The 23,951-nt window shown below is 63.0% G+C and carries 15 protein-coding genes and 2 tRNA genes; all 17 read left to right on the top strand.

Annotated elements, in window-relative coordinates; all coding sequences use genetic code 11:
• Positions 1 to 100 precede the first annotated feature (100 nt).
• The 17 genes from FS787_RS03140 (at position 101) to FS787_RS03060 (ending at position 23,919) form a co-directional block, all read left to right on the top strand.
• Positions 101 to 877 carry a fumarylacetoacetate hydrolase family protein gene (locus FS787_RS03140; protein WP_144670856.1) on the top strand — a complete coding sequence of 259 codons (777 nt, stop codon included), beginning with the start codon at positions 101 to 103 and terminating at the stop codon, positions 875 to 877.
• A 20-nt stretch (positions 878 to 897) separates the two neighbouring features.
• Positions 898 to 1,131 (top strand): hypothetical protein, encoded by a 234-nt coding sequence (locus FS787_RS03135; RefSeq protein WP_144670855.1) that lies wholly within the window; start codon positions 898 to 900, stop codon positions 1,129 to 1,131.
• Positions 1,132 to 1,166: 35 nt separating this feature from the next.
• On the top strand, positions 1,167 to 2,699 hold the full coding sequence (gene gltX, locus FS787_RS03130) for a glutamate--tRNA ligase (protein WP_144670854.1): 1,533 nt from the start codon (positions 1,167 to 1,169) through the stop codon (positions 2,697 to 2,699).
• Positions 2,700 to 2,761: 62 nt separating this feature from the next.
• Positions 2,762 to 5,053, top strand: coding sequence for a polysaccharide lyase family 8 super-sandwich domain-containing protein (locus FS787_RS03125; protein WP_144670853.1), 2,292 nt, complete (start codon positions 2,762 to 2,764; stop codon positions 5,051 to 5,053).
• A gap of 387 nt (positions 5,054 to 5,440) precedes the next feature.
• A complete protein-coding gene (locus FS787_RS03120; protein WP_144670852.1) occupies positions 5,441 to 6,325 on the top strand; it encodes a glycosyltransferase family 2 protein in 885 nt (294 codons plus the stop codon).
• An 88-nt stretch (positions 6,326 to 6,413) separates the two neighbouring features.
• Positions 6,414 to 7,568 carry a hypothetical protein gene (locus tag FS787_RS03115; RefSeq protein WP_144670851.1) on the top strand — a complete coding sequence of 385 codons (1,155 nt, stop codon included), beginning with the start codon at positions 6,414 to 6,416 and terminating at the stop codon, positions 7,566 to 7,568.
• A 421-nt stretch (positions 7,569 to 7,989) separates the two neighbouring features.
• Positions 7,990 to 8,433 (top strand): hypothetical protein, encoded by a 444-nt coding sequence (locus tag FS787_RS03110; protein WP_144670850.1) that lies wholly within the window; start codon positions 7,990 to 7,992, stop codon positions 8,431 to 8,433.
• The gene (locus FS787_RS03105; RefSeq protein WP_144670849.1) at positions 8,430 to 10,571 is read left to right on the top strand and encodes a glycosyltransferase; all 2,142 of its coding nucleotides are present in this window, start codon (positions 8,430 to 8,432) and stop codon (positions 10,569 to 10,571) included. Before FS787_RS03110 ends, FS787_RS03105 begins: the two co-directional genes overlap by 4 nt.
• Positions 10,568 to 11,215, top strand: coding sequence for a hypothetical protein (locus tag FS787_RS03100; protein WP_144670848.1), 648 nt, complete (start codon positions 10,568 to 10,570; stop codon positions 11,213 to 11,215). The genes FS787_RS03105 and FS787_RS03100 overlap by 4 nt, the downstream gene beginning before the upstream one ends.
• 146 nt (positions 11,216 to 11,361) lie before the next feature.
• Positions 11,362 to 12,717 (top strand): UDP-glucose/GDP-mannose dehydrogenase family protein, encoded by a 1,356-nt coding sequence (locus FS787_RS03095; protein ID WP_144670847.1) that lies wholly within the window; start codon positions 11,362 to 11,364, stop codon positions 12,715 to 12,717.
• Between the two features lie 16 nt (positions 12,718 to 12,733).
• Positions 12,734 to 13,444: an HAD family hydrolase gene (locus tag FS787_RS03090; RefSeq protein WP_144670846.1), complete on the top strand. Its 711-nt coding sequence runs from the start codon at positions 12,734 to 12,736 to the stop codon at positions 13,442 to 13,444.
• Positions 13,445 to 14,163: 719 nt separating this feature from the next.
• A complete protein-coding gene (locus tag FS787_RS03085) occupies positions 14,164 to 16,350 on the top strand; it encodes a heparinase II/III family protein (protein ID WP_186329078.1) in 2,187 nt (728 codons plus the stop codon).
• 592 nt (positions 16,351 to 16,942) lie between these two features.
• Positions 16,943 to 17,014: transfer RNA gene (locus FS787_RS03080), tRNA-Gln, on the top strand.
• 130 nt (positions 17,015 to 17,144) lie between these two features.
• Positions 17,145 to 17,217 (top strand) — tRNA-Glu (locus FS787_RS03075).
• A 424-nt stretch (positions 17,218 to 17,641) separates the two neighbouring features.
• The gene (locus FS787_RS03070; RefSeq protein WP_222124039.1) at positions 17,642 to 20,437 is read left to right on the top strand and encodes a discoidin domain-containing protein; all 2,796 of its coding nucleotides are present in this window, start codon (positions 17,642 to 17,644) and stop codon (positions 20,435 to 20,437) included.
• Between the two features lie 108 nt (positions 20,438 to 20,545).
• Positions 20,546 to 22,312: a dynamin family protein gene (locus tag FS787_RS03065; RefSeq protein ID WP_144670843.1), complete on the top strand. Its 1,767-nt coding sequence runs from the start codon at positions 20,546 to 20,548 to the stop codon at positions 22,310 to 22,312.
• Complete coding sequence (locus FS787_RS03060; protein ID WP_144670842.1) at positions 22,309 to 23,919, top strand: GTPase; 1,611 nt, start codon at positions 22,309 to 22,311, stop codon at positions 23,917 to 23,919. Before FS787_RS03065 ends, FS787_RS03060 begins: the two co-directional genes overlap by 4 nt.
• Positions 23,920 to 23,951 lie beyond the last annotated feature (32 nt).

Below are 23,951 nucleotides of genomic sequence, written 5' to 3'. Positions count from 1 at the left end.
AGATAAAACGCCTCGTGCGTCGCGTCAGACTAACACTGGGACCGCAAGAGGCACGGTCACGGAGCCCGGCGCGCCTGACGGAGACGGTACGCTAGGAGCCATGCGTATCGCCCGGTTTGTAGTCGATTCTGATCCCCTCTACGGCATTGTTGAAGGTGAGCCCGGCAGTGAGATGGTCACTGTCATCAACGGCGACCCCTTCTTCCAAGGCGTGGAACGAACCGCCGTGCGGCACAAGCTCGAGGACGTGCGCCTGCTCGCCCCGATCATCCCGCGCAGCAAGGTCATCGGCGTGGGCCGCAACTTCGTGGAGCACGCCAAGGAACTCGGCAACGACGTCCCGGCCCAGCCGCTGCTGTTCCTGAAGCCCAACACCTCCGTGATCGGGCCCAACGATCCGATCATCCTGCCGGAATTCTCCGAGGAAGTGTCCTTCGAGGCCGAGCTCTGCGTTGTCATCGGCCGGATCTGCAAGGACGTCCCGGAGGAACGCGTCGACGACGTCGTCTTCGGCTACACCTGCGGCAACGACCTCACCGCCCGCGACGTCCAGAAGACCGACCTGCAGTGGGCCCGGGCCAAGGGCTTCGACACCTCCGCGCCGCTGGGGCCGTGGATCGAGACCGAGCTGAACACCGAGGACCTGCAGATCCAGGGCCGACTCAACGGCGAACTGCGCCAGGACGGCAGCACCAGCCAGATGATCCGCGGCGTCCGCGAGCTCGTCTCGATTGTCTCGCAGGCCTTCACCCTGCTGCCCGGCGACGTCATCATGACCGGCACCCCCGCCGGCGTCGGACTGGTTGAGGCCGGGGACCGCTTCGAGGTGGAGATCGAGGGCATCGGCCGGCTCTCCAACCCGGTGGTCCGCCGCTAGGCGGACCGCGGAAACAGCACATGAGTAACGGCGGATGGCGCGGCGCCCTGCGCGGTTCCGGCCGCCGCCGTTCCTTCCTGTTCTTTGCCCTGGGATCCATCGGCACGTTCGCGATGGCGGCACGCGCCGTCGGCTGGCTGGACGGGCCGCCGTGGCTGGCGCTGACGTTCCTCGCCGTGGGCCTTGTGCTGGCCGGATACTCCCTGGTGAAGGCGCTGTCCCGCCCGCAAACCGCACGGGGCCGCGGGCGGTAAAGCGCGTGGCGGCACGCGGTAAAGTTGGTGTCACTATGACTACTCCTTCTGCGCCCGACGCCGTCTCCAGCTCCGCCCCCAGCGCGACCAGCGAAGTCACCGCTGACACCCCGGTCCGTGTCCGGTTCTGCCCGTCGCCCACCGGCACCCCGCACGTCGGCCTGATCCGCACCGCCCTGTTCAACTGGGCCCACGCCCGCCACACCAAAGGCACCTTCGTGTTCCGCATCGAGGACACGGACGCGGCGCGCGACTCCGAGGAGAGCTACCAGCAGCTGCTCGAAGCCCTGAAATGGCTCGGCATCACCTGGGAGGAAGGCGTGGAGGTCGGCGGACCGCACGAGCCGTACCGCCAGTCCCAGCGCCTGGACCTGTACAAGGACGTCGTCACCAAGCTGATCGACGCCGGCTACGCCTACGAGTGCTACTCCTCCCCGGAGGAGGTCGAGGCCCGCCACCGCGCCGCCGGCCGCGACCCCAAGCTGGGTTATGACAACTTCGACCGCGAGCTCACCGAGGACCAGGTGGCCGCGTTCAAGGCCGAGGGCCGCCAGCCCGTGCTCCGCGTCCGGATGCCGGATACGGATGTCACCTTCACCGACATGGTCCGCGGCGAGATCACCTTCAAGGCCGGCAGCATCCCGGACTACGTGATCGTCCGCGCCGACGGCTCCCCGCTCTACACCCTGGTCAACCCGGTGGACGACGCGCTCATGGGCATCACCCACGTGCTCCGCGGCGAGGACCTGCTGTCCTCCACGCCCCGCCAGGTGGTGTTGATCAACGCGCTGATGGACATCGGCGTCGCCAGCTACCTGCCGGTCTTCGGCCACCTGCCGTACGTCATGGGCGAGGGCAACAAGAAGCTCTCCAAGCGCGACCCGCAGTCCAACCTCTTCCTGCTCCGGGACCGCGGCTTCATCCCGGAGGGCCTGCTCAACTACCTGTCGCTGCTGGGCTGGAGCCTCTCCGCCGATGAGGATATCTTCACGGTGGAGCAGCTGATCGAGCACTTCGACGTCAACGACGTGTTGGCCAACCCGGCCCGCTTCGACATCAAAAAGGCCGAGGCCATCAACGGCACGCACATCCGGATGCTCGACGCCGAGGACTTCCGCGGCCGGCTGGTCCCGTACCTGCGCACGGCCGGGTTCGTCGGCGACACGCTCACCGCCCGCCAGGAGGAGATCCTCGCCGAGGCGGCCCCGCTGATCCAGGAGCGCATCTCGCTGCTGGGCGAGGCCCCCGAGATGCTCGCCTTCCTGTTCAAGAACGACGACGCGATCGACGTCGCGGACGACGCCCGTAAGGGGCTTCCGGAGAACCTCACCGAGGTGCTCGACGCCGCCCTGGCCGCCCTGGAGCCCATTGCGGACTGGAACGCCGAGAACATCCAGGCCGCGCTCAAGGAGGCCCTCGTGGAGGGACTCGGCGTCAAGCCGCGGCTGGCGTTCGGCCCGGTCCGCACCGCGGTCTCCGGCCGCCGGATCTCGCCGCCGCTGTTCGAATCCATGGTGATCCTGGGCAAGGACTCGTCCCTGGCCCGGCTTCGCGCGTTCCGCGGCTGACGATGAGCAATGATGCCCGACATGGCTTTCGATGACTTTCTAAGGGTTTGGCGAGTACTTCTATGAGCGAAGGCAGGATACGTTTGGAAACGGCGCCCGACGACCTTGAGCAATTGTTTCGCAATTGGGAGACTCTCATCATCGGCCGCCAAATCCTGCGCAATAACCGACTCGTCCAGGGGGCTGTGAATCTACTCGATGCTAAAGTCAGTTCGCTCATGGAGAGCTCCCACGAAGACGTCGCGATTTCCCAACTGGTGCCACCGGAACGCAAGACGGGCCAGGAATTATGGACCCAAGCGAAAAACCTGCGAACTTTAGCTCTGGCGTACCGCACCCAGCATTCAGCGCACTTTGAGTCACATCGACTGATTGATTTCGTGACGGACGGCCTTAACCAGCTTCGAGTCTCCGGATATAGTAATAAATTTGAGGGGTTTGGGAATTGGTGGGAATGGACCATTGGAATTCCTCAGGCGGTACTTGATGTCTGCGTTCTCTTAAGAGACGAACTTCCAAGAAGGCAAATTGAAAATGTCCTAGATGCTGTCGAGTATCACATACCCGATCCCCGTCTGAATCGATGGAGCCGGTCTTCTGCTAACCGGATTATGACGTCGGCGAATTTTGTCGATCAACTGCAGAGTTTGGTCTTAGCGAGCAGTCTGCGTGGTGACAGGTTCGGAACATCCGCGTATCTCCAAGCGGTCGGCGGCGCTTTTGAAATTGTGGAAGCCGGGGATGGCCTCCGCAGTGATGGTTCCTATATCTTCCATGAACGCGTACCATACAATGGAACGTATGGATGCGTCGCCTTTCAAGTGATCGCCAGATTTGCACTAGTGACTCACGGAACGGTGTTCGGGCGGAGCCGGGATCTGGATCTAGATGCCTTTCTCGACAAATTGCTTGACGATGGAATACTCCCCTTCTTTGTTCACGGATCCTTGTTGGATGTCGTAAGGGGCCGGGCTATTCAACGCTCATCCACGGATGCGGATAACCTCGAGGTCGTTGCCCAAATATTCAGATATGCATGCATCACAGCGGGACAAGCGAAATCCCGTGCCAGGCTGGAGCGGTGCCGAGACATCATCAGCTATTACTCAGAGACGCGAATTATAGAAGCGTTTTCCGCCGCTGGTCTCCCGGGTGTGGCGACGGCTGAGGCAATTGCCGAGCTTAGAGATATGAACGAGATAGCGCCGAGGCAGACATCGCCTGGCCACAGGCTCTACCCGGCGATGGATCGAGCGGTTCATTGCGCCCCGGCGGGATGGCAAGCATCGCTCGCCATGAGCAGCCAAAGGATTGCGTACTACGAGCACGGACACGGAGAAAATGAACGGGGGTACCACACCGGCAGCGGGATGTTGCTGATACACCTTCCGTGTGACGCCTTCCACTACGGACCCGGCTATTGGCGGACGACCGACCCACGCCAACATCCGGGAACAACGGTGGAGGAGAAATTGCCAATCGACGGTGCAGGCGGCCCGTGGGCCTCCCTGACGCCGCCAACTTCCTGGGCCGGTGGCGCGGTGTACAACGGACGGCTCGCCGCGTTGGGCCTTGACTTGGCCGGGTTCCAGTCGTCCGTCACCGCGCGGAAATCCTGGTTCTTCATTGATGACTACATTGTCTGTCTCGGGTCGGAGATTACCGGTGGCGAAACCGACATCCATACGACTGTTGAAAATCGGATCGTCGCCGGGAACGGGGCCCGGTTACTCCTGGACGGAAGTGAATGCGACGTCACGGGCGGCCACGAACAGACAGCCGTTTGGACGCACCTTGAGGGTGTTGGCGGCTATGTCTTCCTAGACCAGCCGACAGCCCTCCGACTAAGTAGTCAGCCGGCGACCCAAGCCCGACCGGAGTCGAACTCACCCGATATGTCCGGATCGGTCCGCGTCACGATCGAGATCAAGCACGCCGCTGGCGACCCGCAGTGCCGCTACGCTTATTTGATCTACCCGGGGGTATCCCGATCCCAAGTGCGAAGCAAAGCAGAGAGGCCCACGGCAACTGTCCTGCAGAACGACGCCTCCGCGCAGGTGGTCGCAGTGGCCAACATGAACGCTATACTTGCGAATGTTTACGTCAGCGGCGAGTATCGTTGGACTGGGCTTCCGCCGGTGGTCCTAAGCGCACAATGTTCCATAATTCTCAAGCGCGACGGCGATACGATTCGGTTTGCTGTTTCAGACCCTACTATGACAACGAGCAAGCTGATTATCGGCGTTCTCGGTGAGGCATCCGACACGATTGACACGGCCGCGTCCGCGGTCGTGGACCTTGGCGACGGAGCGTCGGTGCATGGCACCATACAGTTGCTCTCTGCCGGGTCGTAGGCAGGGCTCATCCACGGAGACTTCGAAATTGCCATGATGCCCAAAATCGACTCGAAAGCCTGGTCATTGTGGTCGATATGCTCCCACAAGGTTGCGAGGAATCGGATGGGACTGCGGCCATGCGTCGGACAGGGGCCTCAGCATTTGTGGTGAGATTTGGATTTCTGAAACCGTTCAGGGAATATTTTTCCGTCAGGCGATCGCTGGCACCGGACAGCTGATACGAGGGACCAGACGCTGGAAGGGATAGCCATATGCGTTCGTCCAAGTCCTGAGGACGGACGGCGAACACGATCCCTTAAAGTGGATCGCGAAGCTGAACCGCTGATGTCTCACCGGCGATACGCAGATTGATCCTTGGCCTCGGCTACCCGATCGCTTGTGGCGATGATTAGCCGGCTGCCAGGAATCGTTGAATATCGCGGGCTCCCCTTAGTCTTGGGACACAACATCCACGTCGTCGAAGGGTACGTTTTGCCTCATTCCATTGTGACCATGTCCAGGGGCGATGCCACTCGCCTGCGAGAGTGGATGGACTACCACTCCCTGCTGGGGTTCGACGATTTCCACATCATCTTGGACAACCCCAACGACGAAAGCGAGCAGTTGCTCAGGTCCTGGGGCGGACCGGCGAAGATTACCGTGGACATTCGCCCGGCGCACGATGCCTACTACGATGGCTTGACGCCCGCCGAGAGGTACAAGGAGGTGTTGGCATGGAGGGAACGAAACGCAGAGAGCCTCAAAGACTGGGACGCCCCTATCATCGACTCTCTATCCCTTCGCCAAGCCCTGTACTTCCCCGCAGTACTGAACAAGTACGCTTTACGGAAAGTCGGGTGGCTCGCGCTCATCGATGTCGATGAGTTCATCGTTTTGCCAAGCGGGCAGAAAATTTCTGATCTTACAGAGGATGCGTCTGCGCCGCGGATACATTTCCTAAACTTCAACTTTGACACCACTGGCCACGATCCGGCTCGCCCAGTACTAGAACAACACAGGATGCGATGGTCCCGGGAGGATCTCGTGGCGCATGGAAAGGGCTGGGCGAATCGGGTGAAGACCATCGCCCAGTACGATTCGTTGCTGCCGTTTAAATCAGTGCATGCGATCAGTGCCGGATATGGTGAAATCCTATCTCCGGAAGTCGGTCGGCTCCACCACTACAAAGCGGCCGTCCACGTTCTCAAAGACGTGCCCTATTCGGTCGATGATGCGTCCGCCGCCGAACTGCTCCGCGTGACCTCAGCGCATGGAACCGACGACGTTTGATCGCCTATTCATTTATTCATGAGCATACCTTGGCAGCGTGCTTGCAGGCTGGAAAGGGTTTCTTCTTTATGCCTAGTTTGGGATGGAAATGAAAATAGAGTTTAGTGACTTTGGAGTGGACGACGCCGCCGTTTTCGGGTTTACGGCAAGGGACGACGAGAAGGAGACGCACCTGACTTTCGCTCTCCCGGAGCGGTTCTTTCCCGATCATGATCTGGTCGGGATTGCGATCGCGACTCTTACCGGCCGCAAGTACGACGAGATCGTGATCGACCTTCCCATGTCCGCTGACGCAGCCAGTCAGGTTCAGGGACTAACTGGCGCCTCGGTAAAAGCACCTCTGAGAAGCGGGAACATGTCTCGGCCGACCGGGCTCTCATACGGATTGAACTTCAGCGGAGGGTTCGATTCCCTCGCCGCTTTGGCGTTGCTGCCCGCGGACACCAAGCTAGTCTCACTGGACTTTGGCGGCGGGTTCGCACGCGAACGCGAGTTCTACCAGCAGTTCAAGCCGGCCTCGATCGCAACCAATTTCAGAGCCGAAGGGTTTGCGGAGAACAGTTGGTCATTCATGGGAATTGGAACTATCCTGCTGCGCGACTACCTCGATCTCGGCACGTTGAGCTTCGGAGCCATCCTCGAGGCCTCGCCCTGGAACTTCCAGCGAGACCTCATCTTCGGAGGTGGTCCTCAACCATGGTTCAAGGCTGCTGGCCTCAATCAGGTCAACCCGGCCCTGGGACTGACGGAGGTGGGGACGATCATGCTGATTGCAGAAAACTACCCGTCCAAGATCCGCGAAAGTCTCACGTCCTTGGCGAATTCGGGCTCGGAAAAATTGACTCGGAAATTTCTACTGCTTCGAATCGTCGAAGACTTGATGGGGGTGAACCTCGGCGTGCCGGATTTGCCTGCGCGCGAGACGCCTCACTTCGCGTTCGGCAGAAGTTTCGCGACGGACTTTCTGGCCCTCTACGTTTTGAAAAAACTGGGCTCGGATGGCGTCGGTTCTCTTGTTGGGAAAATTCCGGACCACGTGAAGGAGTTTGTTGCCGGGCGCAGCCTTGACTTCTATGAGCGGCTCAACCCGACGTTTTATGCCGCGCTTCCGACCAGCATCAAGCAGAGAGTTTATGCTCAGTGTCTAAATGCAGGCATTGACGCCTACACTGAGAAGGACTGGAGCGAATTCCGGGAAACCACAGCACTGCTTTCTGAGTGGCATCCCGCCCTAAAGAGGTAATCGACGCCCTCGGCGAGACCGCAATCTCGACAGCCCGCCGGAAATCAGCGTGCGGCCGAACGACCAAGATTATCCGAGACGCAGATTGACCCGCCGGGCTCCGCGGGATCAACGACACCACGATGAATCTGGTGCCAAGCCACTGCCTGAGAATGAGACAAAGCTCACGATATGAGCGGATAAAGCTTTCACGGAAGAAGGACCGGCCCTTGAAGGATAGTCGGCTGGAAACCGTATCGTGGTGAACTACGGGTACGTTTGACCTAAGCCGCCCCTCGAACGTTCAGCCTTCCAAGCTCGCTTCACTCGATCGATATCGGGGCTGAAGTGCTGCCTGTGTCTTAGTGAGATGGATGCCTCGGCTAAGCTGTTAGCTGGTTTGCCGTTGGACGCCCAGGGGCTCGAGGGGAGAGTGGATGGGATGAGTCAAATTCTCATCATTGAAGAAAACAGAGTGAAGATCTCCATGCCAGACGCGGAACGCATCAGGCAAGTTAGCCTGTCGCTGAAGAGCGTGACTGGTGTGGAGGAGAAGTCCGTAGCCATCGTCGTCAAGGCTTGGAACGCGGAAGGCAACAGCGTCACTGACTCTTGCAAGGGTGTGTACTATTCAACCATCCTCGGGGAAATGTTCGCTTACTATCCGGGCACACCCGACGACGCCTACAGCGAGCCTTTGACCCTGGAGTTTGTTGAGGCGCCGACAGAGGTCTCCTTCGAACTACTTACATGGCCGGGACGTGAGCCAGTGGGGAAAGCCATGTTCGGCGGCAGTGCCCTATTCGTGGAATCCTATGACGTCGCATCTAAAGGCTTATCGACGCGAAACAGAATTCTCAACGGTGGGGGACACAAGTTCAGATGATCAAAGAGACAATCGACGTGTCAGTCGTGATCGGATTCAGTAATTGGGGTCTAGCTCGGCTGGAACTGGCAGTTCGTTCCATCCAGGCATCTTTTGGTGGCCTGCGCGGTGAAGTCATTGTTTCCGACTATGGCTCCCACAGTTTCGAAGACACGCGCGAGCTCATGGAGTCCTTGGGCGCCCGCTATGTCTACACAGCCACCGATGGGACGTGGTCCCGTTCACGGGCTCTCAACGCAGGCTTTGCCGTTTCCTCCGGTTCCGTGCTCGTTTCAACCGATGCTGATATGGTCTTTAGTCCGGAATCAATGGAGACCATCGGATCTTGGATTCTGGACGACCCCTCGCTGTGCCTATTGCTTCAGTGCAGGGATCTGCCCGAGCAATGGACGGATGCCGAGATAGACCGTGTCGGTTACCAGTGGGACACTTTCGAACGTGTTTCCAGACTCCGACCCCGCTGGGGCATGGGAGGCATGATGGCGGTGCCTCGCGAGGTCTTCATGCGCATCCGCGGTTTAGACGAACGCATGCATACCTATGGCGGAGAGGACATCGATTTTGCTACGCGCGCGAAGCGTGCCGGGCAGCGACTTCTATGGGTAGATGATGAGCGCGTACGCATGTACCACATGTGGCATGCGCCGACGAGGGAGACTCACTCGAAGTCTGTTGCCGCTACGAACGCTATCGAGTTCAACAAGAAAATTGTCTACACCGACAAAACATTTGTCCGGAATACGCCAATCTGGGCGCATCGACCCGCGGACGCCGGGCCCCTTGTAACAGTCGCTATTTCGACCTTCAACCGAGCGAACTTTTTGGCCGAAAGTATTAGTTCCGTACTCTGCCAGACGCTGCAAGATTTTGAGATAGTTGTGGTGGACGACGGCTCAACAGATAACACGCGGCAAATTGTTGAGAGTTTCGATGATCGTCGCATCAGATACTTTTTCCAAGAGAATGCCGGTATAGCCGCGGCGCGTAATCGCGCCGCCGATGAGGCGCGCGGATACTATACGGCGGTCCATGATGATGATGACCTTATGACTCCGTGGCGCCTAGAGAAGCACTTTGAACACATTGCCGCTGGAACGCATGGTTCCTTCGGGTCTTTCGTGAACTTTGACGATTCTACCGGTGAGATGAAGCTATTTGCCTCAAAAATTCTCAACGACGGGACGATAATTGACTCCGGAGGCGCACCTGGTCATGGCACTTGGCTTGTCGAAACAGATATTATTCGTCGGCTTAGGTATGACGAGTCTTTGTCCAGCGGCGTGGATAACAACCTAGCGCTTCGCATGGTCCGTTCAGGCGTTGCCATGAAACACTCAGGTGAAATCATGATGCTGCGGCGGGTTCACGATGGCCAGATCACGGTGAGCGACGAATCGGTCCAGAAGACCTCCGCTCGTCAGACCAGGCAACTGTTCTCGTATATCACTACAAAATGGGGTGTGGATAAGTTGGGCGCCGAACGGGGACCCAAGGACTATGTCCCAATCAGGCTCGGGAAGAACTTGGACACATTGGTACCTTTCCTCCCGGATTCGCTGGTGCAGAGAATCGCAGTATTTCGAGGTTCTTTGGAATGCCTACCCCACGAGGTCAGGCGGCGTCTACTGGAACGTTGTGCGCATTTCGTTGTGGAACGCCAAGATGAAGATAGCGTTGTGCGGTATTCAGGTGCCATAGTCGGTGCCTCAATGAGGGACTTGGCGCTGCTTCGGCGGGCAGGGGTGGAATTTGAAGTCTCGGGCGAACTTATAGGTTCAGACGAGGGGATGGAAGAGTCGGTTCCCAATGATCGCGCAGCTATTACGGAAGCTGCGGTCCGTCAAGCCTTCCGCGATTTTGTCGAGCAAGCAGGCGACGAGGACTATTCGTCGTTCGGCCTGGTCCGGAGAATCGCGCCTGACCGGAAAGTTTCAGGCATTGGCTGGACTCGTAGTTTCACTTGCGGGGACTTGAAGGAGACGGTCTTATTTTTGCGTTTCACTAATAGTGTGGAGGCATTCAAAGCGCAGATAGAAAATGACTGGACGGAAATGGAACTGCTGGGTGACGCAATCGAACCTGCTTCGCTTCTAAATGAGCTCAACATTTCGCGCCGACTTTTTGGAGCGTCATTGTGATAATCAAATGGAACGGTGAGTACGTTGGACACACGGGGTTTAATGTAGCGGCCGACGACTACGACGGCGAACCTCGGTTTAAGTCCTTCTGGTTTGATGCAGGTCCTAAGACGCGACATCCAGATCGGGAGGCAGTCGCTGCTTTCTTAGTATTCAACTCGACTATGGGCGGCCTAGTGCACATGCCACATAAGTTCTCACCTGCCGTCGACACTGCGATGCGGTCTATATCGAACCCTGTGCCTGTCGTCTTTTCTCCAGTGGAGTACTATCCGAAAGCCCTGCCCAGCGGATCCCGCCCATTGGAGCTTTCATGGACCGGCATTGAGGCGACGCCCAAAGACGACACTGCTGGAGTTGACACGACGTACCTCCGACTTGAGCGATCCGATCAAGCTGCAGGTTCGCTACGAACCCTCCGCGGTTTGACCGTGTCGTCGAACGCCTGGCTACACTCCGATGGTCGAGAGGGCTGTGTTTCCAGCATTCGGCCGTATCTGGCCGCCGCAGTTCTTTTTGCGGAGGATCTGGATGCCGATTCGATCAGGGTCCCCGGCGACTTTGATCAGGATAGCCGCGAGTGGAAAGACTTGGTATATCTCCTGGGCACAGCACGCTTGGGCTTGGAAGTTGCCCGGTCTTAGAGCTACTTGCTGGGCCTAAACTTGCAGGCGAGGCCACAACACGCAACTAAACATAAGTAATCCGAGTATGACTCGGGTTTGGGCGGCTTGCGGAACCATCTGTACCCCCAAAATACACTGAGTTCACTACAAGGAAGAGATTCACCATGGGGAAGCGGCTTACAGTTATTGGCACCGGATATCTAGGTGCGACTCATGCGGCCGCTATGGCCGAACTGGGTTTTGAAGTACTGGGCGTTGACGTCGATCCCAAGAAGATCGACTCGTTGAGTCGGGGCGAATTGCCGTTTCACGAGCCCGGGTTGCCTGAGCTTCTGCTAAAGCACATAGGCTCCGGCAGGTTGCGCTTTACGACATCGATTGAAGAAGCAGGCGCCTTCGGTGACGTCCACTTCATCGCAGTCGGGACACCGCAACGCGCCGGCGAGGATGCGGCAGATATGACATACGTCGATGGTGCGATTTCGTCACTGGCGGGGGCCATAACCCGGGACGCTCTGATTGTAGGCAAATCCACCGTTCCGGTGGGCTCGGCCCGCAGACTCAAATCCGTCATCGCCGAGGCGAAGCGTGAAGATATCGAGATTGAGTTTGCGTGGAATCCGGAGTTTCTGCGCGAGGGATTTGCTGTTCAAGATACCTTGCGGCCGGACCGTCTCGTGGTCGGCACTGACTCACCGAGGGCCCACGCGGTGCTCCGGGAAGTCTATGCAGAAGCTCTCGCTCGGGAGACTCCGTACATTGCAACGGACTTTGAAACCGCTGAACTGGTGAAGGTGGCAGCCAACGCCTTTCTAGCTACAAAGATCTCCTTCATCAACGCATTCGCAGAAGTGACGGAAACTGTCGGAGGCGACATCCGGACTTTAGCGGATGCCATCGGCCTCGACAATCGGATCGGACGCCGATTCCTGAACTCCGGGGTAGGATTCGGAGGCGGCTGCCTCCCGAAGGATATCCGGGCCCTCCAAGCACGAGTGAGCGAGTTGGGCCTTGACCGGACCATGCGCTTCCTGGGCGAAATCGATGAGATCAATCTCCGGAGGCGAGACCGCGTGGTCTACCTTGCAGAGGAACTTCTGGACGGTCTCGAAGGTAAGCGCGTGGCTGTGTTGGGAACTGCCTTCAAACCGAACAGCGATGATGTCCGGGATTCACCTGCGCTTGACGTGGCGGCTCGGTTGTTCAACGGAGGAGCCGAGGTGAGCGTCTACGACCCTAAGGCGAACGATAATTCGGCCAAGCGGTTCCCCCGTTTGAACTACTGCCCGACACTTTCGGAAGCCGTGTCGGGGGCGGACGTTGTCTTGGTACTCACGGAATGGCAGGAGTTTTGCGACATGCGCCCTCAGGAGATTCAAGCCCTGGTAAACACCCAACAAATTGTTGATGGACGAAACGTACTCGACAAAGATGAGTGGGAGAGCGCGGGATGGACCTTCAGGGCGCTCGGACTCCGACCTTCATCCGTTCCTGCCAGGGATCTGCTGACCGTCAATTAACGTAAGGACAAATCGGATGGCTTTGCGAGCGGGCCTGGGCGGCATCCGCGGGGTGCTGTTCGACATCGACGACACCCTGGTGGACCTCGAGTTCTCCATGACGTCGGCCCTGCGCGACGTCAGCGAACACCTCCTGCCCGGCCTGGACCAGGCCGGGTGGGAGAAGTTCGGGCGGATCTTCACCCGCGAGACCACCCACTTCTATGACCGTTACCTGGCCGGGGAGCTGACCTTCAACGAACAGCGCCTGCTCCGCGGCCGGGCCGCCCTGGGGCACTTCGGGGTGGAGCTGGAGGAGGGGGAGCAGGCCCAGCACTGGGTCAGTTCCTACGCCAGCCGGCAGCACGGCTACATCCGCGCCTTCGACGACGTCACCCCGATCCTGGACGCGCTCGATGCCGCCGGTATCCCGTACGGCGCCGTAAGCAACAACGTCCACGACTACCAGCGGGTCAAACTGGACGCTGCCGGCCTAGCGCGCATCAGCGTGCTGGTGGGCACGGACACGGTAGGCGCGGCGAAGCCGGATCCGGCCATCTACCTGGAGGGCGTCCGCCGGCTCGGCACCGGCGCCGGCGAAACACTCTACGTGGGGGACAACCGCCTCCTCGATGCTGACGGCTCGACGGCGGCCGGCCTTCTGGGCGTCTGGCTGAACCGAGCCGGGGAGCCGGCCCCGGGCTTCACCGGCCGCGAGATCGGTTCGCTGCTGGAGCTGCTGGCCTAAAGCCGGAGGAGCCCGGCCCAAACCTTAAAGAGAGAAACCCCGCCAACAAACATGATGGCGGGGTTTCTCTTTGCCGCATTAGGGTCACAGCGACTACAAACCCCGTGAATTCCACGTGTGAGGTGCAAAGGTGAATTGGACTGACTCCGGGATTCTATTACCAAGCCTTCCGCTGCGGGGGAGCAGATTCTCCATCCGACCTTCACAGTGCAGAGGTCCAAGGCGGTCGGCCACGGTCGGCAGGCGCCTGGTAGGTACTCCAATGCCTGAAGCGAGTAGCACTGATGAAAATACCTAAATCTCTCGAACATTTTCGGGTAATAAGCACTCGTGTGAAGTCCTTCGTTAGTTCATAGTCTGGGTGCTCCTAGGGCAGCAGTAAATGCAGGTGTTCGCAGCTAATGTCTGGGCTGCGGGACTCATACACGAGCGACTTTCTATCAATTGCGAGATGGACGGCCTTTTCGATCTGTCTAGTTCTATTAGTCGCGCCCTGATTAGCCCGAACACCAGCGAAATCCCACCAGGGGTCGACCATCGGTTGGCCCGTGGACCGCACCGAGTGTTCGGGGGCAGCGATGTACCAGCAGGAAACGCAGATTCACGGATCGAGCACGGAGTTTGCAAGGCGTTCACGAACTCCCCGAAACTCGCGCCGATTTCGTGCCGGCGGTGGTTTGGCCACCGGACTTGCGTCCTGTCTAGCGCTGGCGATGTGTATGGCGGTGCTCCAGGCACCGCCCGCATACGCAGTAACACTGAGTGAACAGCGGGCCACCTTGCGGCAGGCATCCTACGCTGCGGCGCAGAACTACGTGGATTCCCGGGCCTACATCCCATTACTGGCCCGGCCCAACGGGGTGGCGGTTAAGGACGCCATCGCGTCGGGTTTAGCGAAAATTAAGACTGTCGGGGATGCGCTGACGGTCGCGAACACTCAGGCCGCCATGGACGCGGTGGCCGTCCGAATGAAGGCGGAAGTGATACGCGCGGCCACAGTGAAGAAGAGCGGACAGCAACTGGTGGAGTTGAAGAATTTGCGCTCCGGCCACCAGAAGATCGCGACCGCGGCACTGGCGGATTCGCTGGCGGGACGCATTACGTCCGCGGCGTATCAGGCCATAAAGACGCGGGCCGCGGCGTACAGCACACAGCTGTCGGCGGACGCAGTCCGTCAGCTGGGGGTGCTGGGACAAGCCGTGGCTGCGCCGGCGTTGATTGCGCCGAGGTACCGCACGGTCCTGGAGCAGGGCTCGGGCAGCATCCCGGTAGCCTCCGGCTGGGTCGGGTTCCCGGGGGGCTGTGCGTTGCCGGCGGCGTCATCCGCTTTCAGGCCGATGCTGCCAAGCGACGGGCCCGGTGTTGCCACGAACCGGAAAATACTTCTCGATTCTGCGGCCGGCATAGCCGCGGACACCGCCACCGGAGCGGTGCATCGGCAGCTCCTTCGCGCGGCAGTGAGCGAGGCGAGCTTGCCGAAGAGTCTGGCGGAGTTACGGACCGCTTACGTTGTCCGCACACCGCGGCTGGGGTACGGATGGTTGTCTGGAAGCGATTCCAACGCGCGCGACGTGCTGACGGAGGATACACAGCGCATTCTGTTGGCAGGCCCGGAGGGCATGAATACGCTAGCGTCATCCCACCTGCTACTGGCGGCATCCAGTGCTGCTGACTGGGTGAAGTTGAAAGGCCTAGATGAGACTGTACTGATCAGGTGGCTTGGCCCGCAGACGTGCCTGCTCGAGGACCGGGAACCATGGCTGAAGGGTCCCACGAACCTGGCGGCCATCCACAACGCCGCAAACTTCACCGCGACGGCTGTGTTCCTGAAAGGATCGCCGGCCATGGCTGCAGCCCTGGCCCAGGAATCGTTGAAGTCAATCCAGCCGGCGTTGCAGATGATCACCGCGGACGGCGGCACGCAGGAGGGGCCGGGATACTGGACCTACCAGAGCCGGGCGATCGCAGTCCTGTATGCGACGCTGCCCAACGCCTACCCGACCCCGCCCGTGGCGATGCCATCGCTGGAGAAGGTCTCTGACTATGCAATGAACAGCACGGGCCCGGACGGCCGGCCCAGTGCGTTTGCTGATGCCGAGCCAAACGAGCTGAGCGGTCTGATGCCAGCGTGGGACGCCAAAGTTCGAGGTGACGCCAGTGTCGCTGCATGGGTTGCCGGACGTTTTGCGCAGAAGCCGGACGCGTACCTGATGTGGTGGCGAATCGCCCCCGGGACGCTCCCGTCCAAGACATCCACGGTGTACCCGCAGACAGGTCTGGCTGCCCTGCACATTCCTGCGGGTACCGCCACGCTGAAGGGCGGCTCCAACGTCCTGCCACATGCTCATTTGGATCTGGGCGCGGTCTCCTTTTACCGCAGGGGCGTCCAGTGGTCCGTCGACCCGGGCCCCATGCCGTCGGGTGCCCCCGGGTACTATTCCGCGCTGCAGCGCTTCACCTACTGGAACCCCGGCACCTCGGCGCACTCCACGTTGGCCTACACGGGCGTGAACCAGCCCACCACGGCGGCGGCCCCGGTCCGCAGAATCTCGTCCAGCGCAGCGTCTGTGGACTTGCGGCAGGCGCTGCCAGGCGCGTCAACCGCGACCCGCACCGTGACCCACGGCAGCACCAGCATGATCGTCAAAGACGTGATTCGATTCAGTGTCGCAAAGAACATGACGTGGCAATGGGTCACCGACGCGACGGTCAGCCTGGGAACCGACCGAGCCGTGCTCCGCCGCGACGGGCAGGCAATCACCATCCGACTGACCGGGGTCCCGGCGGGATCAGTCCTGTCCGCGGTACCGGCACCGGGGACCACCACGGACGGTCAGGCCCTGACAATCCTGAAACTCACCATGCCGAAAGTGACGTCCCTGGATCTCACGGCGACGGCGTACTAGCCGCCGGTTCGGTCTGTGCTCGCGCTTGTTCGGTAGCGCAGGGGCGGTTCCGCAGTACCAGGGACGCGCCGGTCCAGTCCCAGGCGTCATCTCTGCGGCGGCTTTGATGAGTCCTGGGCGGGCGGGATTGCCTGGAACGCCGTCCATGCCGGTCCGGATCTTTGCTGTGCCGCCGGCCAGCTATTCGATGCCGAGAACCACGCCGGTGTCTGCCGGCCCCTTCGTCCGGTTGGGCCGCCCCGGTGGAGCCCGGCTGGCGCCTTTCCTCCGCCGGGCGGAGCCATCTTTGATAACAGCCTCACGACGCGCCCCGGCCGTGATGCAGCTAACATCGGAAAATGTCCGTTGAGTTGCCCGCGGTGGAGTGGGGAGAGGCGGTCACTCATTGGCAATTGCCCGAGCGCAAACTTGTCAGCTGCGGATTGGCAAGGGTTTCGGCCGACAAGGGGGCTCTTGCGGCGGCCGGGGGACGGCGGCCCCGGCAACTGCCCCGCCGATTTGTGCAGACGAAAACTCTCGGGTAAAGTAATTACTCGTGCTGAGGCGCCGGGAGCGAGGGTTTAGACCCAAGGATCCGGCCCGAAAGTTCCATTGGGATATGGTGTAATTGGCAACACTACGGTTTCTGGTACCGTCATTCTAGGTTCGAGTCCTGGTATCCCAGCTCTGATAATTCCGTGGATTTCCGCGGCTGATCAGGGGTTTTAGAACGGTTCGCCGATTTGAAACACTTGCTGAGTGTATGAAACAATCGCTTAGCGCGAATGGCAGAAATGTCGTTCTGGATAGTACGCGGCCCCATCGTATAGCGGCCTAGTACGCTGCCCTCTCACGGCGGTAACGCGGGTTCGAATCCCGCTGGGGTCACAGATAGAACGGTCCCGGGCATTAGCCCGGGGCCGTTTTGCGTTGCGCCCCGATCCTTGTCCAGGTCGACCCTGTCCCGTCGTTCGCCCGCCGGACGCTGCGCCGCTCGCGCACCGCGAGTATTCCTGCTGGTCACCCAAGGTTTTCACAAGTCCTCCTGCCTAGTGTCAGTCCTGTTACGACGGGTCGTGCCACGAGGGGGGCGCAGATGCATCGGTTTACGGGCACGGCGATCAGATTCCACGCGAGGCGGAGAGCCGCTGGGCGTGTGCCGGCCGCGGTGCGGCGCCTTCGGGCCCGTCGGTGGGTGGCTTTCCTGGTGGGGTCCTTGTTGATCGCAGGATATGGAGCGGTGGCCCTGCCCAAATCGTTTGGCTCGGCCGGCCTGCACGCGCATAGCTCCGGGCAGGGATCCTCGTCATTGGTGGGACCGCACATTCATAACGCCGCGAAGCCCGCCGCGGCGACGGAGGCCGTTCCCGTTCTTTTATCGCGGACCGGGTGGACGGCCACGGCCAGCGACGCCGAGACCTCCCGCGTCAACGGCCGGGCCAGCAACGTGCTGGACGGTAAATCGTCGACGATGTGGCACAGCCGGTGGTCCCCGGCGCCGGCCGCACCGCTGCCGCACAGCATCACGATCGACACCAAAGCCACCCGCAGCATCGGGGGATTCCGTCTTCTCCCGCGGACCGACGGCGCCAACGGCCGCGTGGGGACCTTCGAAATCCGGGTGAGCACCAACGGCACTGCCTGGACCATCGTCTCAACAGGAACCATGCCGGACACCGCCTCCGAGAAAACGGTGTCCTTCACCGCGGTGAACGCCCGTTACGTCCGGCTGACCGCGCGGTCCGAGGCCGGCAACCGCGGACCCTGGAGCAGCGCCGCCGAGATCAACCTGCTCGCCGGGCAGACGGCATCCCTATCGGGGGTGCTGCCACGCGCCGGGTGGACGGCCACGGCCAGCGACGCCGAGACGTCCCGCATGAACGGCCGGGCCGGCAACGTGCTCGACGGCAGTACGGCCACTATCTGGCACAGCCGGTGGACACCGGCGCCGGCGGCACCGCTGCCGCACACCATCACCATCGACACCAAGGCCACCCGAAGCATTGCGGGGCTCCGCTACCTCGGGCGATCGGATGGCGTGAACGGGCGCGTCGGCAACTACTCGATCAGGGTCAGCGCCGACGGCGCCAGCTGGAGCGACGTCGCCAGCGGCACCTGGCCGGACACCAGTGCGGAAAAGACGGTGTCCTTCACAGCCGTGACCGCACGCTACGTCCGGCTCACTGCGAGCTCCGAGGCGGGCAACCGCGGCCCCTGGAGCAGCGCCGCCGAGATCAACCTGCTGGCCGGGCAAACGGTCTCGGCGTCGGGCGCACTGCCCCGCGCAGGGTGGACCGCCACGGCCAGCGACGCCGAGACCGCCCGCGTGAACGGCCAGGCCGGCAATGTGCTCGACGGCAGTGCCGCCACCATCTGGCACAGCAGATGGTCGCCGGCGCCGGCAGTGCCGCTGCCGCACACCATCACCATCGACACCAAGGCGGCGCGAACCCTCGCGGGGCTCCGCTACCTCTCGCGCTCGGACGGCACCAACGGGCGGGTCGGCCGCTTCGAGATCGCGGTCAGCGACGACGGCACCACGTGGAGCGACGCCGCGAGCGGCACCTGGCCGGACACCGCTGCGGAGAAGACGGTCAACTTTACTGCGGTCAGCGCCCGCTACGTCCGACTGACCGCCACCACCGAGGCCGGCAACCGTGGCCCGTGGAGCAGCGCCGCGGAGATCAACCTCCTTGGCCCGTCGCTGGGATCCTGGAGCCCGACGATCAACTTCCCGCTGGTCCCGGCCGCAGCGGCGCTATTGCCCGGCAACCGGATGCTGACGTGGTCCGCTTATTCGCCCACCGCTTTTGGCGGCAGCAGGGGCTACACCCAGGCGTCCATCCTGAACCTGTCCACCGGTGTTGTGAGCCCGGCCCAGGTGGTCAACACCGGTCATGACATGTTCTGCCCCGGGACCTCGATGCTGCCGGACGGGAAGATCCTGATCAGCGGCGGCAGCAACAGCTCAAAAACCACCCTCTACAACCCCGCGACGAACGCGTGGTCCGCCGGGCCGGACATGATGATCCCCCGCGGCTACCAGAGCAACGTGACCACCTCCACCGGTGAGGTCTTCACCATCGGCGGGTCCTGGTCCGGCGGTTCGAGCAGCAAACACGGCGAAGTCTGGTCCGCGGAGGGCGGCTGGCGCCTCCTGACGGACGTGCCGGTAGACAGCACCATGACAGCCGATCCCCGCGGCCCGTACCGGGCCGACAACCACACCTGGCTGTTCGCCGCCTCCGGCGGCCGGGTGTTCCAGGCCGGGCCCAGCCGCCAGATGAACTGGATCTCCACCACCGGCAACGGCAGCATCACCTCGGCCGGGAACCGCTCGGACAGCGCCGACGCCATGAACGGCAACGCCGTGATGTACGACATCGGAAAGATCCTCACCGCGGGCGGGGCACCGGCCTACGACGACACCCCTGCCACGGACCGCGCCTACACCATCGACATCAACAACGGGGTCACCGCTGAACGGACCGGCGACATGGCCGTCAGCCGGTCCTTCGCGAGCGGTGTCGCTCTGCCCGACGGGCAGGTTTTCGTCGCCGGCGGTCAGCCCATTCCGGTTCCGTTCAGCGATACCGACGCCAGGATGTCCCCGGAAATCTGGAACCCGGCCACGGGGGAGTGGACCACCCTGGCCCCTATGGCCATTCCCCGGACCTACCACAGCGTCGCACTGCTGCTCCCTGATGCCCGGATTTTCGTCGGCGGCGGCGGGCTCTGCGGCAACTGCACCACCAATCATCTGGACGGCGAGATTTTCACACCGCCCTACCTCCTGAACGACGACGGCAGCGAACGCTCCCGGCCGACGATCGTGACAGCACCGGCCACCGCATCGGCAGGCAACACGATTGCGGTGACCACCGCGGCGCCCGTCAGCAAGTTCTCCCTGATGCGGATGGGGACCGTCACCCACACCGTCAACACAGACCAGCGGCGGATCCCGGTCACGGCAACCGCGGTGTCCGGCAATACCGCAACGCTGAAACTACCCGCTGATCGCGGCGTCCTGGTGCCGGGCACCTATCTGCTCTTCGCCATGGACTCCAAAGGCGTTCCCAGCGTCGCATCAACCCTCACCATCAGCTGACAGTGACGGCTCATCCGGCGGCGGCACTCCGGCCTCCCCGCGGCTGCAAAAGGACCCCGCCGCCCGGCAGGCGAGGTCCCGTTGCCCTCCCGGGCGAATGGCGCCCCCATGAAATGGCATGATGAAGCGGTGAGCTTCGAAGAAAACCACGGCCAGGCCGTTGACCTGCTGGAAGCCGTCCAGCGCGACCTTGCGACCGCCTCGCTCCCGTTGGCCCTGCCCGGCTCGGACGAGGCGCGGCTGGACATCCGCAACGCCCTGGCCCAGCTGGAGGACTACATCCTGCCCCGCTACCGGAGCCTGGACGCACCGCTCCTCGCCGTCGTGGGCGGATCCACCGGCGCCGGGAAATCGACCCTGGTCAACGGCCTCGTGGGGCACGCCGTCACCCGTGCCGGGGCCATCCGGCCTACCACGCGCCAGCCCATCCTGCTGCACCACCCCGCCGACGCCCGGTGGTTCGAGGACCAGCGGGTACTGCCCGGCCTGAGCCGGATCCGCGGCACGGTGAACCATCAACCGCTGCCTGCCAGCCAGGCCGGTCCCACCCCGGACGCCGCAGCGATCACGTCGCTGGTGCTGGTGGCCGATCCGGCCGTGCCGCAGGGGATTGCCCTGCTGGACGCCCCCGACGTCGACTCGGTGTCCGCCGACAACCGCCAGCTCGCCGGGCAGCTGCTGGCGGCCGCCGACTTGTGGGTGTTCGTCACCACCGCCAACCGCTATGCCGACGCCGTCCCCTGGCGACTGCTGCTGGACGCCGCTTCCCGGGACATCATGGTGGCCGTGGTGCTGGACCGGGTCCCGCCGGCCGCCGAGACCGAGGTCAGCGCCGATCTGCAGTCCATGCTCAGCCGGGAAGGCCTGGGCGGGGCACAACTCTTTGTTGTCCCCGAGGCGGCCTTGGACGGGATGGGGATGCTTCCGCCCGCAGCCGTGGAGCCGTTGCGTCTCTGGGTGCGAGACCTTGCCGCCGACGCCGCCGGGCGGGCGGACATTGCCCGGCGGACGCTCAATGGGACCGTCAAGGCGCTGGGGAGCCGTGTCGAGGCGGTGGCGCAGGCCGCCGGAGAGCAGGAACGCGCTGCCGAGGCCCTGGCCGGCGACGCCCGGGACGCCTACCGGGACGCGGTGGCACGTATCCTTGAGGCCACCCGTGACGGCGCCTTGCTGCGGGGCGAGGTCCTGGCCCGCTGGCAGGACTTCGTGGGCACCGGTGAGTTCTTCCGGGCGATGGAGCAGAACATCGGCCGGTTCCGGGACCGGCTGGGTGCCTTCTTCCGCGGCGAACCGGAGCCGGCGGTGCGGGTGGAGACGGCGATCGAGACGGGCCTGCAGGCCGTCATCATCGATGAGGCCGCCAACGCGGCCGAAGACACGGACCGGCGCTGGCGTTCCGATCCGGCCGGCCGCCACCTGCTGGGCAGCGACGACCTCTCCGGGACCTCCGACGGCTTCGCCGAGAAGGCCGCGGCCGAGATCCGGGCCTGGCAGGGGAGCCTCATGGAGCTGATCCGGACCGAGGGCCAGGGCAAGCGCACGCAGGCGCGCTGGCTGTCCTTCGGCGTCAACGGCCTTGGTGCCGCCCTGATGATCGTGGTGTTCTCCATGACGGCCGGCCTGACGGGTCTGGAGGTCGGCGTCGCCGGCGGCACCGCAGTCGTCGGGCAGCGGCTGCTGGAAGCGGTGTTCGGTGAGGACGCCGTCCGCCGGCTTGCCAAGACCGCCCGCGAGGAGCTCCACACCCGCTGCCAGCGGCTGCTCGAAGAGGAGCAGGAACGCTTCCTGGCCCGGCTTGAGCTCTCCGGAGGGGTCGCCCCGGCGGTGCTCTCCGGCCATGCCGCGGCGCTGCGCCGGCTGGCGGCCTCCGCATGAGCCGCCACGGCGCCGCGGCGCAGGCTTCCAAGCTGGACCGCCGGTTAGAGGCCCTGAACGAGGCACGCGAGCTGGCCGCGGGGGCGCTGCCGGACGATGTCCTGGACGGGGTGCTCCAGGTGCTGGACCGGGCCAGTTCCCGGCGGTCCCTCTCCGGCGACCACACCGTCGTGGGCTTCTTCGGGGCCACCGGCAGCGGAAAATCTTCCCTCTTCAACGCCGTCAGCGGCGAGGAAATCGCGACGGCGGCCGCCCGGCGGCCCACCACCTCCGAGCCGCTCGCCGGCATCTGGGGCGCCGAGGGCAGCGAGCCGCTGCTGGACTGGCTGGACGTCCGGAACCGGCACCATGCCGCGGCCGTGCCCGGTTTCGCCGACGAAGGCACGGGCCTGATCCTGCTGGACCTGCCCGACTTCGACTCCACCCGCGCCCCCAACCGCCAGATCGTGGAGCGGATGGTGGGGCTGGTGGACGTCCTGGTCTGGGTGCTCGATCCGCAGAAATACGCCGACGCCGCGGTCCACAACGACTTCCTCACCCCGCTGGCCTCCCACGGCGCCGTCACCCTGGTGGTGCTGAACCAGATCGACCGGCTCCCGGAGCGGGACCTTCCCCCGGTCCTGGAGTCACTCAAGTCCATCCTGGCCCGGGACGGGCTGGGCAAGGTGCAGGTCATTGGCGCCTCCGCCGTCGCAGGGACCGGCGTGGACAAGGTCCGCGCCTCCATACGCCAGGTGGCCACGCAACGGCAGGCCCAGTCCCAGCGACTGGGCGCGGACGTCACGGCGGCCTCAGCCAGGCTGGCCGAGGCATCCGGCAGCGGCGGGGCGGCCGGGGTCAGCGCGGCGTCGAAGGCCCGGCTGGCGGAGGAGCTGGCGGTCGCCGCCAACGTACCGGTGGTGGTGGACGCGGTGGTCCGGTCGTACCGGCTGGAGGCGACCCGCCGTACCGGATGGCCGGTGACGCGCTGGCTGGTCCGCTTCCGGCCCGATCCGCTGCGGCGCCTCAACCTGCGCCGGGAGGGCAGCCCCGAAGTGAACCGCACTTCCCTGCCGTCGGCCGGCGCACCGGAGCGGGCCCGCACGGATGCCGCCGTCCGGGAGTTTGCCGACGCCGCGTCCGACGGCGCCCCGGGGCCCTGGAGGGCCGTCATCCGCGGCGCCGCCCGCGAAGGCCGCGAGCAGCTTCCGGATGCCTTGGACCAGGCCATCGCGTCCACCGAGCTGAAGGCGGGCGGCACCTCCTGGTGGTGGACGCCGTTCAACATCGTCCAGTGGCTTGCCCTGCTGACGGCCCTTGGCGGTTTCGCCTGGCTGGGCGTGCTTGCCGCGCTGGGCTATCTGCAGCTTCCCGTGCCGGACGTTCCGCTGGTGGAGGGCTGGCCGGTGCCGACCGTCATGATTGCCGGCGGGGCGCTGCTGGGGATTGTGCTGGCCGCCCTGGCGAAGTTCATCGCGGGCGCCGCCGCCCGGGCACGCGGCGCGGCGGCCCGGAAACGGCTCAAGGGGTCCGTCGCGGCCGTGGCGGAGGATTATGTGGTGGAGCCGGTGGCGCTGGAGGTCAGCCGGCTGGCGTCCTTTAATAAGGCGCTCCAAGCGGCCCGCTGACCGACCCAGCGGCGGCGGCACCGTACGGCTGC

The sequence above is a fragment of the Arthrobacter sp. U41 genome (assembly GCF_007679325.1).
GTDB lineage: Bacteria > Actinomycetota > Actinomycetes > Actinomycetales > Micrococcaceae > Arthrobacter.
This window is presented reverse-complemented; position numbering and strand designations above follow the sequence as displayed.

Excerpts from the sequence above, each read along its gene's own strand:
- FS787_RS03140 (WP_144670856.1), top strand. The coding sequence starts at position 101 with ATGCGTATCGCCCGGTTTGTAGTCGATTCTGATCCCCTCTACGGCATT.
- FS787_RS03135 (WP_144670855.1), top strand. The coding sequence starts at position 898 with ATGAGTAACGGCGGATGGCGCGGCGCCCTGCGCGGTTCCGGCCGCCGC.
- gltX (WP_144670854.1), top strand. The coding sequence starts at position 1,167 with ATGACTACTCCTTCTGCGCCCGACGCCGTCTCCAGCTCCGCCCCCAGC.
- FS787_RS03125 (WP_144670853.1), top strand. The coding sequence starts at position 2,762 with ATGAGCGAAGGCAGGATACGTTTGGAAACGGCGCCCGACGACCTTGAG.
- FS787_RS03120 (WP_144670852.1), top strand. The coding sequence starts at position 5,441 with ATGATTAGCCGGCTGCCAGGAATCGTTGAATATCGCGGGCTCCCCTTA.
- FS787_RS03115 (WP_144670851.1), top strand. The coding sequence starts at position 6,414 with ATGAAAATAGAGTTTAGTGACTTTGGAGTGGACGACGCCGCCGTTTTC.
- FS787_RS03110 (WP_144670850.1), top strand. The coding sequence starts at position 7,990 with ATGAGTCAAATTCTCATCATTGAAGAAAACAGAGTGAAGATCTCCATG.
- FS787_RS03105 (WP_144670849.1), top strand. The coding sequence starts at position 8,430 with ATGATCAAAGAGACAATCGACGTGTCAGTCGTGATCGGATTCAGTAAT.
- FS787_RS03095 (WP_144670847.1), top strand. The coding sequence starts at position 11,362 with ATGGGGAAGCGGCTTACAGTTATTGGCACCGGATATCTAGGTGCGACT.
- FS787_RS03090 (WP_144670846.1), top strand. The coding sequence starts at position 12,734 with ATGGCTTTGCGAGCGGGCCTGGGCGGCATCCGCGGGGTGCTGTTCGAC.
- FS787_RS03085 (WP_186329078.1), top strand. The coding sequence starts at position 14,164 with ATGGCGGTGCTCCAGGCACCGCCCGCATACGCAGTAACACTGAGTGAA.
- FS787_RS03065 (WP_144670843.1), top strand. The coding sequence starts at position 20,546 with ATGAAATGGCATGATGAAGCGGTGAGCTTCGAAGAAAACCACGGCCAG.
- FS787_RS03060 (WP_144670842.1), top strand. The coding sequence starts at position 22,309 with ATGAGCCGCCACGGCGCCGCGGCGCAGGCTTCCAAGCTGGACCGCCGG.